Source organism: Campylobacter sp. 1569, from assembly GCF_024723675.1.
Taxonomy (GTDB): domain Bacteria; phylum Campylobacterota; class Campylobacteria; order Campylobacterales; family Campylobacteraceae; genus Campylobacter_D; species Campylobacter_D jejuni_C.
This window is the reverse complement of record NZ_JANQDB010000006.1, coordinates 34,082-50,376: the sequence shown is the minus strand read 5'-3', so window position 1 is coordinate 50,376 and position 16,295 is coordinate 34,082. Positions and strand designations below refer to the sequence as shown.

General features: G+C 30.6%; 16 protein-coding genes and 2 pseudogenes. 2 read left to right on the top strand and 16 right to left on the bottom strand.

What is annotated here, in order from left to right; translation table 11 throughout:
* Nucleotide 1: 1 nt before the first annotated feature.
* On the bottom strand, nt 2–1,027 hold the full coding sequence (locus CAMP5060_RS04350) for a M24 family metallopeptidase (protein ID WP_337217968.1): 1,026 nt from the start codon (nt 1,025–1,027) through the stop codon (nt 2–4).
* On the bottom strand, nt 1,024–1,506 hold the full coding sequence (aroQ, locus tag CAMP5060_RS04345; protein WP_039625266.1) for a type II 3-dehydroquinate dehydratase: 483 nt from the start codon (nt 1,504–1,506) through the stop codon (nt 1,024–1,026). The genes CAMP5060_RS04350 and aroQ overlap by 4 nt, the downstream gene beginning before the upstream one ends.
* Before the next feature lie 88 nt (nt 1,507–1,594).
* Between aroQ and mqnF the strand changes: the two genes are divergently transcribed.
* Together mqnF and sppA are read left to right on the top strand one after the other, a co-directional pair.
* A complete protein-coding gene (mqnF, locus tag CAMP5060_RS04340; RefSeq protein WP_337217967.1) occupies nt 1,595–2,818 on the top strand; it encodes an aminofutalosine deaminase family hydrolase in 1,224 nt (407 codons plus the stop codon).
* Complete coding sequence (gene sppA, locus CAMP5060_RS04335; protein WP_337217966.1) at nt 2,806–3,699, top strand: signal peptide peptidase SppA; 894 nt, start codon at nt 2,806–2,808, stop codon at nt 3,697–3,699. The genes mqnF and sppA overlap by 13 nt, the downstream gene beginning before the upstream one ends.
* Here the strand turns inward: sppA and ribD are convergent.
* From ribD to CAMP5060_RS04270, 14 genes and pseudogenes are all read right to left on the bottom strand, one after another.
* Nucleotides 3,696–4,688 (bottom strand): bifunctional diaminohydroxyphosphoribosylaminopyrimidine deaminase/5-amino-6-(5-phosphoribosylamino)uracil reductase RibD, encoded by a 993-nt coding sequence (ribD, locus tag CAMP5060_RS04330; RefSeq protein ID WP_214135629.1) that lies wholly within the window; start codon nt 4,686–4,688, stop codon nt 3,696–3,698. The genes sppA and ribD overlap by 4 nt on opposite strands.
* Before the next feature lie 8 nt (nt 4,689–4,696).
* Nucleotides 4,697–6,055, bottom strand: coding sequence for an McrC family protein (locus CAMP5060_RS04325; RefSeq protein ID WP_337217965.1), 1,359 nt, complete (start codon nt 6,053–6,055; stop codon nt 4,697–4,699).
* Nucleotides 6,048–7,427, bottom strand: a pseudogene (locus CAMP5060_RS04320) (McrB family protein); the annotation flags it as partial. The gene CAMP5060_RS04325 and the pseudogene CAMP5060_RS04320, both read right to left, overlap by 8 nt.
* 123 nt (nt 7,428–7,550) lie before the next feature.
* A pseudogene (locus CAMP5060_RS08310) lies at nt 7,551–7,664 on the bottom strand (HTH-like domain-containing protein); the annotation flags it as partial.
* Nucleotides 7,665–7,747: 83 nt separating this feature from the next.
* Entirely contained in the window at nt 7,748–8,035 is a 288-nt protein-coding gene (locus tag CAMP5060_RS04315) for a hypothetical protein (RefSeq protein WP_337217964.1), read from the bottom strand.
* 72 nt (nt 8,036–8,107) lie between these two features.
* Nucleotides 8,108–8,530 (bottom strand): ribosome maturation factor RimP, encoded by a 423-nt coding sequence (gene rimP / locus CAMP5060_RS04310; RefSeq protein WP_337217963.1) that lies wholly within the window; start codon nt 8,528–8,530, stop codon nt 8,108–8,110.
* The gene (gene rbfA, locus CAMP5060_RS04305; RefSeq protein WP_039625256.1) at nt 8,520–8,882 is read right to left on the bottom strand and encodes a 30S ribosome-binding factor RbfA; all 363 of its coding nucleotides are present in this window, start codon (nt 8,880–8,882) and stop codon (nt 8,520–8,522) included. The genes rimP and rbfA overlap by 11 nt, the downstream gene beginning before the upstream one ends.
* Nucleotides 8,879–11,512: a translation initiation factor IF-2 gene (infB, locus tag CAMP5060_RS04300; RefSeq protein WP_337217962.1), complete on the bottom strand. Its 2,634-nt coding sequence runs from the start codon at nt 11,510–11,512 to the stop codon at nt 8,879–8,881. Before infB ends, rbfA begins: the two co-directional genes overlap by 4 nt.
* Nucleotides 11,493–11,759 (bottom strand): DUF448 domain-containing protein, encoded by a 267-nt coding sequence (locus tag CAMP5060_RS04295; protein ID WP_214099831.1) that lies wholly within the window; start codon nt 11,757–11,759, stop codon nt 11,493–11,495. The genes infB and CAMP5060_RS04295 overlap by 20 nt, the downstream gene beginning before the upstream one ends.
* Before the next feature lie 24 nt (nt 11,760–11,783).
* Nucleotides 11,784–12,662 carry a homoserine kinase gene (gene thrB / locus CAMP5060_RS04290; RefSeq protein WP_214099830.1) on the bottom strand — a complete coding sequence of 293 codons (879 nt, stop codon included), beginning with the start codon at nt 12,660–12,662 and terminating at the stop codon, nt 11,784–11,786.
* 8 nt (nt 12,663–12,670) lie between these two features.
* Entirely contained in the window at nt 12,671–13,078 is a 408-nt protein-coding gene (locus tag CAMP5060_RS04285) for a tRNA threonylcarbamoyladenosine biosynthesis protein TsaB (RefSeq protein ID WP_214099829.1), read from the bottom strand.
* A gap of 41 nt (nt 13,079–13,119) precedes the next feature.
* Nucleotides 13,120–14,004 (bottom strand): UDP-3-O-acyl-N-acetylglucosamine deacetylase, encoded by an 885-nt coding sequence (lpxC, locus tag CAMP5060_RS04280; RefSeq protein ID WP_214099828.1) that lies wholly within the window; start codon nt 14,002–14,004, stop codon nt 13,120–13,122.
* A gap of 2 nt (nt 14,005–14,006) precedes the next feature.
* Nucleotides 14,007–15,386 carry a M23 family metallopeptidase gene (locus CAMP5060_RS04275; RefSeq protein ID WP_337217961.1) on the bottom strand — a complete coding sequence of 460 codons (1,380 nt, stop codon included), beginning with the start codon at nt 15,384–15,386 and terminating at the stop codon, nt 14,007–14,009.
* A 72-nt stretch (nt 15,387–15,458) separates the two neighbouring features.
* Nucleotides 15,459–16,286 carry a prephenate dehydrogenase gene (locus tag CAMP5060_RS04270; RefSeq protein ID WP_214099826.1) on the bottom strand — a complete coding sequence of 276 codons (828 nt, stop codon included), beginning with the start codon at nt 16,284–16,286 and terminating at the stop codon, nt 15,459–15,461.
* Between the last annotated feature and the right edge of the window lie 9 nt (nt 16,287–16,295).

The window sequence follows — 16,295 nt, the reverse complement described above, 5'->3', positions numbered from 1 at the left end:
ATTATAACACCACTGCCTTTTCTTTATCAAGATAGACCATGTCTTCTATTCTAATACCAAGTTTATCTTTGATATAAATTCCAGGTTCAATGGTAAATACCATACCTTCTTTTAGTTCATAATCACTTCTTGGGCTAATGTTTGGCAACTCATGTATATCAAGCCCCACTCCATGCCCTAAGCTGTGAATAAATTCTTTTTCAAAACCTGCATTTTTAATCACTTCTCTTGCGATAAAATCAAGCTCACTTGCCATCATACCAACGCGTGCTCTTTCTATAGCTTGAAGCTGAGCTTGCTTGACCACTTCATAAATTTGCATAATTTCTTTATCTTTAAAATTTGGCTTATTTTTATCAAAAACTATACCACTCTCATCAAAACAAGCCGTTCTTGTACGATCAGAACAATACCTTTGATAAACCACACCCGCATCAACTAATAACAAATCTCCATATTCTAAACATTTATCACTAGGTAAAGCGTGTGCCTTAGCCGCATTTTCGTTAATAGCTACAATAGGTGAAAAAGAAAGTCCTAAAGCGCCTTTTTTTTGAAAAATTTCACATGCTTTAAAATGTAATTCCTTTTCGCTTTTTCCATAACCTTCTTGGCTGATAAAATTAGCAAATTCTTCAAAACATTCTTTACCAAAATTTACAGCCTTTTGCAGAAGTTGCAATTCTTTAGCGTTTTTTATAATGCGTTTGTTTTTACTCAAGTCTAATTTTTCTTCAAAAACGATATTTGCACTTTTACTAAGTTCTTTAAATTCAAAATAGCTAAAGTCTTTTGGGTCAAAACATATTTTATCAATTTCTGCTTTTTCTAAAAGCTCTCTAGCACTAGCAAAAAGATCTTGTGCTAAAACTACCTTAGCATTTTTTATCATTTCGCTAGCTTCAAAGCTATATCTTACATCAGTGATGAAAAAAGCTTCATCTTCAAGTTTTAAAAACAAAGCATTATCGCAAGAATAGCCACACTCATAAAAAAGTGCATTTTCGTTTTTTAAGATAAAATTCATTGATTTGCTTGTTGTGCTTTTGCTTGAGCTGCTTTATATGCATTGATTTGATCAAAAATTTGGAAAAGTCCCATTAAAGCCATATGATAACCAAAAGGACCAAAACCTACCACACTACCTGCGCAAACTGGCGCTATCATGCTTTTTTGTCTGAATTCTTCTCTTCTATAAGTGTTACTAATATGCACTTCAATCACAGGCATATTAATCGCTGCAATCGCATCGCGGATTGCTATAGAAGTGTGTGCATAAGCAGCTGCATTAATAATCACTCCATCTACACTACCTAAGCATTCTTGAATTTTATCAACTAACTCACCTTCAAAATTGCTTTGAAAAAACTCAATCTCTACATTAGCTTGTTTTGCGGCTTGTTTCATTTGCTCATGGATATCTTCCATTTTCATATTGCCATAAATATGAGTTTCTCTCACACCAAGCATATTGATGTTTGGTCCTTGTATCACCATAACTTTCATAATCTAACCTTTATTTAGTAAAATTTACTATATTATAGCATTTTAAAGCTAAATTTTAGCTACAATTTCCCTTTTTAAAGGAGGTAAAATGTTTATAATAGCACCTAAAATCATCTTAACTTGCGATGATGATTTTAATATTTTAGAAGACAAAGCAGTTCTTTTTGATGATAATATTTTAGAAATTGATAGCTTAGAAAATTTACAAAAATCCCACCCACAAGCTAAGCTTATACCAACTCCAAAAGATACTTTACTTTTACCTGCTTTTATCAACCCGCACACGCATTTAGAATTTAGTGCAAATAATGGAAATTTAGTATTTGGAGACTTTTTAAAATGGCTTGATAGTATTTTTAATAACCGCGAGCAATTAAACGAAAAAGCCAAAGAAAAATTAATCTCGCAAAATATCCATAAAATGCTAAAAAGTGGCACTGCTACCATAGGTGAAATTTCAAGCTTTGGGAGTGATTTAAACCCTTGTGTCAATTCACAAGCTAGAGTGGTATTTTTTAATGAAATTTTAGGTTCAAATGCAAATTTTATCCAAGCTAAAAAAGAAGAATTTTTAACTCGCTATGAAAAAAGCATGAGTTTTAAAACTTCTAAATTTATCCCTGCTATTTCAGTACATGCGCCCTACTCAACCCACCCAGAACTTGCCAAATTTACTATAAAACTTGCTAGAGAAAATGATCATTTACTAAGCACACATTTTCTTGAAAGTAATCATGAAAACAACTGGCTAAGGTTTAAAAATGGTGGTTTTAAAAAGAGCTTGGCTAAATTTAGCAAAAATCCTATGCCATTTTACACTCCACAAAGTTTTTTAGAACTTTTTAAAGACCAAAGGACTTTATTTACTCATTGTGTGTATTTTAAAGAATGGGATTTATTAGATAAAAATTTACACTCGATCACGCATTGTGCTTTTTCAAACAGACTTTTGAGTAAAAATACTTTTAAATTAAAATCTGCTTTAAAAAATGGTGTTAATATCCATCTAGGAACCGATGGCTTAAGCTCAAACACTTCTTTAAGTATGCTTGATGAAATGAAAGCAAATTTACTTATACATGATGATTTTGAGTTAGAAAATTTTGCTAAAATATTGCTTTTAATGGCGACAAATAAAGCCGCAAAAGCTTTAAATTTAAACCTAGGTCAAATTCAAAAAGGCAAAATAGCTGATTTTAGTCTTTTTGCTTTACCAAATAGTACAAATTTAAAACAACTTCCTTTGCAATTTATCTTACAAAGCAAAGAAGTGTTAAAACTTTTTATAGAAGGGAAAGAATGCAAATTATAAAATCATTTTTTAAAGGAATTGGAAAAATCATTTCTTATATCAACACTTATTTTAAAACCTTTGTGTTTTTGTTTATCGTGTTTTTAATCCTTACTCCAAGTGGAGATAATGCCAAACTTTCTAATGCAAACTTAGCACAAATTAATCTTAAAGGTGAAATTAGCGATGCGAGTAATCTTTTAGAACAAATTTACAAAGCCAAAGATGATAAAGCTATAAAAGGGGTTTTGCTTTTTATAGATAGCCCTGGTGGAGCTTTTGCACCAAGCATGGAAATAGCCTTAGCTATACAAGATCTTAAAGCTAAAAAGCCTGTGGTAGTGTATGCAGGTGGAACTATAGCAAGTGGAAGCTACCTAAGTGCAGTGGGAGCTGATATGATCATCGCTAATCCTGCTAGCTTTGTAGGATCTATTGGGGTGATCATGCAAGGCTTTGAAATAAGTGAGCTTGCACAAAAACTTGGCATAAATGAGCAAACTATCAAAGCAGGAAGCTATAAAGAAGCAGGAACTTTCATGCGTAAATGGAGCGAAGATGAAAAAGACTTTTTACAAAATTTAGCTAATCAAAGCTATGAACTTTTCACACAATTTGTCGCTAAAAATCGCAAGCTAGACTTAAACCAAACAAGCTCATGGGCTGATGCGAAAGTGTTTTTAGCAAATGAGGCTTTAAAATTAAAACTCATTGATAAAATAGGCAATTACGAGCAAGCCAAAAAAGAGTTAGAAAAACTAGCCAAAGTGCAAAACCCTATCTGGCAAAAAGAAGATGCTATAGATAAGTTTTTAAAACGATTAGAAGAGCAAAGTGCTAGCTTTTTTGCTAACACTTTAGCACGATTTTTCACACAAGTAAGCTCACAAAAAATCTACTAAGATTTAATAATCTCATAAAACCCATAAGTATCATTTTCTAAAAAGCCTTTGTATAAAGGCTTTAGCTTTAAATCTAACTTAATATTTTCAAAGGTATTTAAATTCGAGTTTGAAAAAATCAATAGCATATCTAGCTCATCTTTAAAGGCTTTTAAAAAATTCTCCCCGCCCTCATACATAATAAACTTTGCTTCACTAGGAATGCTTGTAAAAATTTCTCTTTTGGGCACGCTAAATAAAGGAATGTTTGGATCAAAACTTTCTAAATTTTGACGGCTTAGTATGCATAAATTTGGCGCTTTAGTTTGAGCTAGCCTTGCATCTAAAATAGGCCTATCATGTCTTATAGTTTCTCCACCTACTACAAGTAAATCAAGCTTTGAGCGTAATGCATGGGCATAGGTTCTACTTGCTTTAGAACTTACGATTTTACCATAAGCAGAGCCGTTTAAAGAAAGGGCTAGTTTAAAAAATTTAAAGCTTGATTTTTGCCATTTTAAAAAAGGTTTTAAAAGCTCTTTGGCTCTTTGCTCACAAATTCCCATGTGAACTTTTATGCCTTGATCTTTTAAAAACTCTGCTCCACCACTTGCGAGCTTGTGCTCATCTTTAGTAGCGATAAAAACTTCACTAAAACCAAGTGTGCTAAAAAGTTTCGCACAAGGTGGGGTTTTACCCTGATGATTGCAAGGTTCTAAACTCACATAAGCACTAGCACCTTTTAGCAAGCCTTGATGATTTTTACAGATAAACTCATGCAAATCATTTGCATTTTGTGGCAAATCTAAATTTGGATTAAGCACTTTTAAGGCTTTGCTTACTGCTTCAAGCTCTGCATGAGCCTTACCTGCTTCTTTGTGCGCTTCTATGCTTAAAATTTTGCCATTTTTATCTAAAATCACACAACCTACGGCTGGATTTGGGTAGGTTAAAAGCTGATATTTCCAAGCTTTATCTATAGCTAAATTCATATAAAATTCGTGATTCATATTACTTCCTAAAAAGGTAAAGGTGCAAAAAACACCTTAAGCTTTACATGTTCATCGCAAGCTTTTAAAAAACCTTGTGCTAAAAACTTAATATCTTTAGTTTTTAACTTCTCTCTTAAGTCAAAAGTTCTCTCACATAGAGGATAAATAAGATAAATTTCCTTTATCTCGTATTTATTTGCATAAGCAAACATTTGGTATAAATCGCCTTGCGATATGCCATGCTTTTTCTCATCTTCACTATCATCTGGAATTTTCCATTTGGTATCTAAGATCATTTTATTTTCTATATATAAATCAGGCTTTAACATAAAACATTTTTCATCATTTTTTGAGATTAAATACTTTCCACTACTTTGGGTTTTTATATTTTTACTAGGATTAGCAAGTTTAAACATATAAGCTACATAGTTTTCAAAAAGCTTTTCCATAGGAAAAAGCAAGGCAAAGGCTTCGTTTTTACCTTTATATGGAGCAAAGCTTTGATTTTGCAAAAATACCTTACACCAAGAAAGTATATTTTCATAATAATCAAAATGTCTTGAAATTTTAAAGCTAAAATCTTTTTCATAATTTTTAGAAAATTCTACTTCATCAAGCATTTGCATAGCTTTGATGATTTTAAATTTATTCGAGCTTGTTTTGGATTTTAAAAAATTTAATGTTGATTTTATCAAACGATTTGGCGCTATGTCTAAAACAAATTCATCACTACTTGTGAAAAATCTTTCTTTGTGTATTAAATTTGATTTTATATGCTCATTAAAAAGTAATTTTCCTTTTAAAAAAGTTCTATTTTCCTCACTACTTACATAAGATCTCATCAAACCTTTTTTATACACACTATCAAATTCATCTAAAAACATCGTGATAAATACTTCAAACAAAGGCATTTTGGCAATTTGCAAAGATGAAATTTGAGACTTTTTAAAGGGAGAATTTTTTAAGGTTTTTAGCATGTTGATCAAAAGAATACTAGGATTAATCTCACAATCTTTTTTATAAAAATCATCATTTTTAGAGATATTTTCTAATTCGTAGTATTTTTTTAATTTTTCTTTATCGTATTTTGAATTAGTATCTTCTTTTGATTTTTCTTTGCATTCACTTGATGGTTTATCTTCTTCTAATTTTTCCAAATCCATGCATTTTGGCAAGATTTCTAAAACACCGCTTTTAGTCTGTATAATGCCGACATAATTTTTAGCTTTTAAGGCGTTTTTACTTTTAAAGCCTAGAAAACTTTCATTGTTTTTTGCGAAGTCTTCTAGCTCTTTATAAAATATTTCAGCTTTTTCTTTGAAAATTTCTTTTAAATCTTCTTTAGAAAAAGCTTGATATTCGATGATAGAAAAGGTGTTATTCATTTTCGTTTTTTGTTTTATTTGCTATTTTATCATCATAAATTGCTTGATATATTTCTATTTTATCCCAAATTCCATTATTAAATGGAGCAATACTATAAATATTTCTCTCATTATCAACATTATATAAATTCTTTATTTTTTGAAGATATTTATCATCTTTTTTATCTTCAGAAATCATACCATTATCATTTAAAACTGCTTTTATTAAAGCATAATCATTGTAAAAATACTCTTGCAATAGCGGGATGATTTTATTTTGAAAAACATTTTTTAAATCATTTAGGTCTTTAATACCCATAAAAAATGCATGTCCTATAATCTTTTCTCTATCTAGCAAATATTCTATACGCGTATTGATAGCTTCTAGTAATTTTTGTAAATTTACACCTTCGCAATTATCAGACAAAACATTAGGTTTAGGCATCATCTCGATAAATTCAAAGCGTCTTCGCAAAGCTGTATCAAGTGAAGTTATACTTCTATCAGCTGTATTCATAGTGCCGATGATATAAACATTTTTAGGTACTCCAAATTTTTCACCGCTATAAGGCAAAGTAACTTTTAATCCCTCGCTTTCATCTATTCTTTTGCTAGGTTCTATCAAGGTTATAAGTTCACCAAAAATCTTACTTACATTACCACGATTAATCTCATCTATGATGATTATGTAAGGTTTTAAGTTATCTTTTTTTATTTTAAATTTTTCATTTTGCAAACTTTCAAATTCTTTTAATTTTTTATAAAACATAAAATAATAAGTTGCATTACCATGGTAATCACTTTGACTGTCATATTTTGGCTTAATATCTTTAAAAGATAAAATTCTTCCATTTATAAAATCTAAATAATCTCTTTTTATAACATCAATAGTCAATCTTTGAGGACTTTTAATTGAGCCGCCCAATAAAAAAGAACGATATTCATCTTTGGAATTTAAAAGGATTTTTTTAACATTAACTTTATTTTCTAAAGGAAATTCATTTCCTTTGTCTAGAAAATTTTGATTAATATAATTAGCAAATTCAAAAATTAATTTATCTAAGTCAGTTTCATTCTCATTTTGTATTGATGAAATATAGTTTTTCAAAGATTTATCACACAATTCTTTAAAAACACCATTTTTTATCTCATATTTTAATTCTTGAGAATTTTCATCGTTATTTATTATAGGTTTTATACCTTCTACAAATTCTTCATATCCATAGCTTTGATGAAAAGTAGTAAAAACTATTTGTCCATTTTTTACATACTCATCAAATTTTGCTTTTTTATCATCTCTATCTTCTAAATTTTCACCTAAAATCTCCAAAGCTTTATCTATAGTATGATAAGTTTTTCCTGTCCCTGGAGGCCCATAAAGAATTTGATTTAAAGATGGATTTTGATTTTCTTTAATTTCATAATTATTATAATTATAATGAATTATATTATTTTCATTTAATACATCTGCCAAAGAAACAGCCTTTGCTATTTCAATCTTATAACTTTCAGGTATATTTGCGTATTTAACAATTTCACTAGGACTATTTTTTTTAATTTCTTCTGCAAATTTAATACCGAAATAATGGATATAAGTAACTTTATTTCCATTTGGTGCATTTTTATACATATTTTCTAATTTTAAACCCAATTCTTTCACTGTCATTATCATTCCTTAAACAAAACGCTTTGGCTTTTATATTATAATTCTTTTTAATCCACAATTGCAAAAAATTTGCAATTTTTATAATATCTATAAAATCTCTCCCCATTTTTGTTCATAGTTCTTAAATAGGTAAAAATAGGTGAAGTCCATTTATAGCCTTGACTTTTTGTATGAAATTCATCTATTAATTTATCATCTTGATAAACATACACACTCATGCCACCATTTTTTACAACTGCTTCTTTAAATTCATCTTCATCTTTTGGAAAATGATAATACACATTACCATTTTTATCTTTTTTGCTTATATTATAATCATATTTATTTTCAAGCATTATACGCCTTTTTGTTTTTGTATTTAAATTTAACTATATAAAAAATAAGTAAAAATTTAGAATTCTAAATTTTTACCATTGTATGAAGGTTTTAGCTTTTCTTATATCGCTAAAATTTATAGTAGTTTTTTCTTGAGTTTCTAAATTTTCTAAAGTGATATTTTCATCATCTACAGCGATGATTTTTGCTTCGATTTTTTCTTTTTCACTAGTTGTGATTTTTACAAGTTCATTAATGCTTTTTGCAAAATGCTCAATTTTGCTAAGTTTTCTCTCAAGCCCACAGCTTGATACTTCTAAAAAATACTCCCCGCCCACAGGTGGCTCTACATCAAAAATAGGCGATAAAATCTCACTAAGTCTAGCACAATCATCAAGATTTACCCCACCTTCTTTTTGCACATAAATTCTATAAACCTTTCTACCATTTTCACTTACTAGCTCATCATCATAAAAGCTAAGCCCTGCTTCTTTACAAAGTGCTTCAAGATTCATTTTGTTCCTTTTTGATTTTTTCAAATAAAGCATCCATATGGTTTTGATACTCTAATCTATCATCAAATTTAAAGTGAAAATTCGGACATCTATACCACCCTTGCTCGCTCATGCAGTAATTTTGCAAAGCACGGGCGGCTTTTTTAAGTTGATTGAGTATGATTTCTTGCTCTTGGATATTAAAAAACATTTTATCTAAATACACAAAAGCATCGTATCTGCCTTTTTTACACTCCACATCTACTACACACAAATTTTTTAAAGCTTCGTTGTCTAAATTTGCCAAAGCTTCTGGTATAAGCTCTTTTAAAATGCTTTCTGTGCGTAGCTTTTTGATTTCAGCTGGGTTCATAGGCTTACTTGTTCCTCAACTTCTTTGTAACTTTCTATATAATCGCCCACTCTCATATCATTACAACCTTCTATACCTACACCGCATTCATAGCCTTTTGCAACTTCTCTTACATCATCTTTAAAGCGTTTGAGTGAGCTTACATTACCTTCAAATACCACAACCCCATCTCTAATGAGCCTGATTTTCGCACCACGATTGATCGTGCCTTCTGTTACCATACAACCTGCGATTTGTCCTAGTTTTGGCACATTGATCACTTGACGAATTTCAGCTTGACCAAGTTGTTCTTCAGAGATGATAGGACTCATCATACCACCTAGTAAGGCTTTTACATCATCAAGCAAATTATAAATAACATTATAAGTTTTTATCTCTACACCTTTATCTTTGGCACGCTCTTTGATCTCACCAGTTGGGCGTATATTAAAGCCCAAAACAATAGAATTTTCACTAGCACTTGCAAGCTCTATATCACTTTGAGTGATACCACCTACCCCACTATGGATGATATTAACCTTAATCTCATCGTTTTTAAGTTTTTCTAAACTAGCCTTAATCGCTTCAAGTGAACCTTGCACATCTGCTTTTAAGATCACAGGAAGGGCTTTTAAATTGCCTTCTTTGATTTTTGCACCAAGCTCATCTATGCTTACTTTAGTGGATTTGCTTAGTTCTTTTTGACGATTGTATTCATGGCGTTTATTAGCGTATTCTCTTGCTTGTTTATCGCTATCTACGGCTATTAGCGTTTCTCCTGCGTCAGCTACTTCACTAAGACCTATGATCACCCCGCACTCACCTGGACCTATTTCTTTTAAAGCTTTGCCTTGATCATCACTCATAGCACGCACTTTACCATAAGCTTCCCCTGCTACGACTGTATTTCCCACTCTTAAAGTACCATTTTGTACGATGATAGTAGCCACAGGACCTCTACCTTTTTGCACTGAAGATTCTATAATACTTGCTTTAGCATGGGCTTTTGGATTTGCTTTAAGCTCTAAAATATCAGCTTGTAATAATACAATTTCAAGTAAATCCTCTATGCCATCACCCTTTTTAGCTGAAACTGGCACAAACTCATGGCTTCCACCCCATTCTACTGGCATGATGTCCATTTCTGCTAGTTGGGTTTTTACCATGTCAGGATTTGCGTTTTCTTTATCCATTTTATTAATAGCAATGATGATAGGCACATTAGCTGCTTTTGCATGATTGATCGCTTCTTTAGTTTGTGGTTTTACCCCATCATCTGCAGCTACTACGATAATAACAATATCCGTTATACTAGCTCCCCTTGCACGCATAGCAGTAAATGCCTCATGGCCTGGAGTATCAATAAAAGTGATTTTTCTACCATTTTTTTCCACCATGTAAGCACCAACATGCTGAGTGATCCCGCCTGCTTCGCCACTTGCAATGCGTGATTTTCTTATATAATCAAGCAAAGAAGTCTTACCATGATCTACATGCCCCATGATAGTGATAACCGGAGCTCTTTGACTTAGATTTTCTTCTGTTTGATTTTCATCATAATCTTTTACATAATCAAACTCATCAGCCTCATCAATGATATTAATCTCCACTCCAAATTCAGCAGCAAGAATTTCTATAGCATCCTCATCTAAAAAGTCATTTTTAGTCGTCATCATACCAAGCATGAAAAGCTTAGAGATAACTTCTCCGGTGTTTTTACCAAGTTTTTCAGCAAATTCATACACACGAATTTCTTTAGGTATGCTTACACTTGTTACTGCTTCGCTTTCTTTTTTCTCTACCTTTTTAGGTGGTTTTTTACGACTTCTTCTTTGTATACCACCCTCGCCAAATGGATTGATAGAATTATTTAAAGATTGCTTTAAGATATTTGGTTGTTTTTTGTTTGCTGGTTGTGCTGGTTTGTTTTCTTTTACACTAAAATCAGGTAAAACTACCATATCGTCATCTTCTAAAGAAATATCAGCAAAGTCTTTATCTCCTAAAAGATCCATTTTGGTAGTGTTTTCTTTTTTGCTTGCTACAGGATGATTTTTCTTTTCTTTTTTCTTTCTTTTTAAATTCTCATCTGAATTTGAAAAAATCATACTAAGGCTTAGACCTTGAGTAGTTTGTGTACTAACTTTTTCTTCTTTATTTATTTGAGCTTCTTTGCTTTCTTCTTTTTTCTTTTTAACGATAACCAAGCCTCTTCTTTTAGCTAAATTTAAATTAGAACCTAGCTTTTCATCGAGTTTAATTTCTTCTTTTTTTTCTTCTAATGCCTCATTTTTTATGGGATTTTCAGGTTGTTTATCTTCTTTTTTTATTTCATCTTTTTTTTCACTTACTGCTTTAGCAGGGCTTTTGCTTTCTTTTTTAGTGGTGGTTTTTTTCTCTTCTTTTTTATTTTCTTCTTTTTTAGTAGTTTTTTTTGCTGCGCTTTCTTTTTTAGGTTTGGCTACTTTTTTTACCACATCTAGTATTTCACCTGATTGAACGTATTGATAAATCGCTTCTGCGATTTCAGAAGATACTTTTTTGTTAGGGGATTTGATATCTTCTAAGCCCATCTCATTGGCTTTTTCTATAATTTCTTTACTTGTATATCCTAACTCTTGAGCGATCTCGCTAATCTTTACATCTGCCATTAAAAAATATCTCCTTTAAATCCTGCTGATTTATATTACCATGAAAATTGCCTTTGCAAACTCTCATAAAAGCCCTTTGCAATGTTTTTTCATCTTTATCAAAACATGAATTACAAATATACAAACTCCTGCCAAATTCCACTTTAGTGATAATTTGAGAATTTTTTATTTGGAATTGATGCAAACTTTGCTTTTCATAACGACCTTTGCAAACAATGCACATTCTAATGGGTATATGATTTTTCAAAATTATATCTTTTTTTTGGAATTTTTAGCAAATTTTAAAGCCCTCATCATCAAATTCTAAAAGCTCAACCCTAAATTTAGCAAATTTATTTTTGATTTTTTCTTTGATTTTTTTGGCATCATCTTTATAAGCTAGAGTAAAAAAGCTCGAGCCTGAGCCTGAAAGCGTACTCATGAGAGCATTATTATCTAAAGCTAGTTTTTGTACTTCAAAAAGTTCTGGCAAAAGTTTCATTCTTTGGTTTTGATGAAGTTTATCCAAACTTGCATATTTCAATAAATCATATTTTTTCTCTAAAAAACAAGCGGTTAAAAATGAAGCATGACAAAGATTAAAAACACCATCTTCTAGGTTGATTTTTTTAGCTAAAACTGCTCTTGATTTTTGAGTATTCATCGCTACATTTGGTATGGTTATAACAGCTTGTAAGTCTTTATCCACTTCTTTTTTTATAGCTAAAACTTTTTCATTATGAGTTAATGCACACACAAAACCTCCAAGTGCTGCTGGAGCTATGTTATCTGGATGATTTTCATATTTTAAAGCTTCATTTAAAATGGTATTTTTATCCGCTTTAAACCCACTTAATTCATAAGCACAAGCAATAGCCCCAACTATTACAGCAGAAGAGCTTCCCATACCTCTAGCTAAAGGGATATTATTTTGAAAAACAAAACGGAAATTATCTTTTTTACCACTAAGTCTTTGATAAATTTCATAAAAAATATTAACAAAGGTATTATTTTTTTTAAGATAGATATTATTTTCACCTTCTCCGTGTATGCTAATGCTAAAAAATTTAGATTTTTCAACTATAGTTTGATTAAAATATTTTAAACTCAAACCCAAACAATCAAAACCAGGACCTAAATTTGCACTTGTAGCAGGAACTAAAATCTTCATTTTTTACCTTAATTAATCGCATCTAAAACATAAAAAGGTGTATTTTCTTTACTGAAATTTAAACCTTTTAAACTTTGGGGCATAAAAAAACTTCCCGCTTGCATCTTTTCTAAAATAATTTCATCATCATCTTTTTTTACAAAACATAAATGTTTATTAGCTGCTATAGGAGTGTTGTTATTTAATTCAAAAGCACTAATAGCTTTTAAAGGAATGTTTTTAACTATAGCTAGGGTTTTAAAAGAAACATAAGAAATCTTTATACCCATGTAAGAGCCTGGACCATGCACATAAATAAGCTTTTCAAACTCATATTGTGAAAGTAAATCTTGTAGTATTTTTGGCAAAACTTCACTAACTTTTAAATCATTCTCAATGGTTTTTATCAATACATCATTTTCATAAACACCAAGCATTAAAGGTTTTGCTATGGCATTTAAAAGTAAAGTAATCTTTTTTATGCAAAAACCTTTTCATAAACTTTATATGCACTTTTTTCTAAACTTACCACTTCATAAGCACTAGGATCTTTTAAAAGTTCTTTGGTTAAAAGATGATTAAGTTTGTGCGAACCTGCATAAGAAGTATAATCTCCAAAAACTCTACATCCAAGCAAAGTTAAATCCCCAATAGCATCTAAAATTTTATGGCGCACAAATTCATCTTTAAAACGCAAACCTTCAGGGTTTAAAATACGATTATCATCAATCACAACAGCATTTTCTAAACTTCCACCAAGACCTAAATTCATAGCTCTTAAAGCTTGAACATCCTTTAAAAATCCAAAGGTTCTTGCTCTTGCTATTTGCTCTATGTAGTTTTGTTTACTAAATTCAAAACAATAATTTTGCTTACCTATAATAGGATTATCAAATTCGATTGTATAGTTTATAATAGGCATATCCGTAGGACTTAAACGCACAAATTTATTGCCTTCTTTTACTTCTACACTTTTTTTAATCACTAAAATTTTTTTAGCCACGTCAAGCTCTTTTATACCTGCTTCCTCAAGCATCATACAAAAACCTATACTACTACCATCCATTACAGGAGCTTCGTTTGCGTCTAAAACTATACGCACATTATCAATACCATAAGCATTAATCGCACTCATTAAATGTTCTATAGTAGAAACATAACCCCTATGATCGCCTATTACAGTAGCCATTTGTGTATCGATGACATTTTCAGGCTTTGCTTCATAAGAAATTCCTAAATCACTTCTATAAAACACTATACCACTGCCAGCTTCTAATGGCTCTAATTTTATACTAATAGGCTCACCCTTGTGCAAACCTATGCCAACACCTTTAACTTCTTTTGCTATTGTTGTTTGATTCATCTTTATTCACTCAAAATTCTTTTTTTACTTGATTCTAATACATTATAGATATTTTCTTTTATCCATTTTGCATCTTGCCATTGCTCAGGACGCACTTCAACTCCTTGCACTAAAACACCAAAATGCACATGATCTCCAAGTGCTAAGCCTGTAGTACCTGTGGTACCTATAACATCACCTGCTCTAACTCTATCTCCTACATTTACATCCACATTAGTGCAGTGTCCATAAAGAGTATAAATACCAAAGCCATGATAAATAATAATATTTAATCCATAAATTCCATTTTCTTGTACAAATACCACTTCACCATCATTATTGCTAATGATAGGCGCTTCTTTTACACTTGCTAAATCAAGCCCCATATGATAAGAACTACTAAATGCTTGATTATTATAAGAATAAAATCTATGATCAGCATAATCAGCTACTTTTTGGCCATTTTTTAAAGGTTTGAAAAGATTAACTTTAAAATTATTAATCATAGTATCAGGAACTTTACTTGTAATATCATGAATGATAACTTCATTAGAAGCTCTTAAATCTTCATTAACAAATTTAAATTTTTCAAGCCTGCTTAACTCTCTATCTTTTGGAGCATATTTTTGTGCTAAAAATTCAATCTTACCATCTAAAAATCTATCACTTACTTTTATATTAGATACACGGTATTTTTTATTAGTAAAATAATATCTAATTCTTTGTTTGTTTACATTACCTGCTTTATCTACTGCCACTACATAAGCTCTAAAGTGCTCATCAGTTGCTTCCCAAGGAATCAAAGCAGCATAATATCCTTCTTTCACATAAGGAGTTGCTTTAAAAATTTTATCTTTATCGGTTGTGATATAAACTTCTTGCAAATTCTCATCACTTGCTTTAAATACCACACTACCTACTCCACCTTGTTCAATTTGATAAGAATTGTCTAAAATTTCTACAAGCGGTTTTTTGGTATCAATGACAACTTTTACTTCTTTAAGTGCTTGATTTCCTAAAAAGAAATTCCAAAAACTACTATCACTTGCTTCTATTACAAGTTTATAAGAATCGACTTTTTCTTTATAAGCTAGTTTTGGTAATTTTAAATCAAAATGAATGCTTTTTTTGTTGCCCTTAACATGCTCATTAACAAGTATTTCACCATTTAACTCATTTGCCTTAAATAAAGTAACTTTTATATCTTTTAAAGCACTTTCATCGCTTACTTCTATGGATATAGGATCTGTTAAATTACTATAAATAATATCTGATTTTGTTTGAATCAGCGGAGGATTTTTTTCAAATAACTTTGTATTTAAAACAAACACCACAAAGGCTAAAAGTATTAAAAAAACTGCCAAAATCCACTTTTTATTTGATCTTTTACGTGCAAAAACCATATTTTCACTTTCAATCTATTTTTTTAAAAATATATTATTCTTTAGCAAATTAAGAGTAAATTATAAAAAATTTTATAAAATTTCTCTTAATTTATTTGCACTTTTAATCCAAGTTTCAAGCTCATTTATATCACATTTTTCTATCATTTTTTTACATTCTTGCAATTCTTTTTGAAACAAATCAATAGAATTTAATAAATTTTGTTTATTTTGCTCAAAAATACCACTCCACATTTGAGGGTTTGATTTAGCAATCCTGCACATATCTTTAAAAGAAGGACCACCTAGGTGGGCTATGTTTTTTTTATTTTCTTCTTTCATTACAAAATTTGCCAAAGAAAAACTAATCACATGCGGTAAATGTGAAATGATGGAAGCATGATGATCATGCGCAATACTATCCATAAATACAAGTTTCATTCCTAAATCTGAAAAAATTTCTATGGCTCTTTTTTGGTGAATATGATCAGCATTTTGCACATCACACAAAACACAAACTGCATTTTTATATAAATCTTTTATAGCTGCACTTGGACCGCTATTTTCCGTTCCTGCCATAGGATGAGCTGCGATAAATTGACTTTGTAAATCAGATGGTAAATTTTTAATAATTTCTTCTTTTGTACTTCCAAGCTCAATGATAGTGCAATCTTTGGAAATGCCTTGAAATTCTTTTAAAATTTTTACAATAGCTCTTACAGGGATAGCTAAAAAAATTACATCACATTTTTTTAACTCTTCAAAAGAAACAATTTTATCTATTAATTTTCGCTCTAGTGCGATTTGTTCAAATTCCTTATTTATATCGTACCCGCAAACTAAATCTATTAATTTATTCTCTCTTAAACTAAGACCCAAAGATCCGCCTATTAAGCCAAGTCCAACTATACCTACTTTCATAAATTTTCC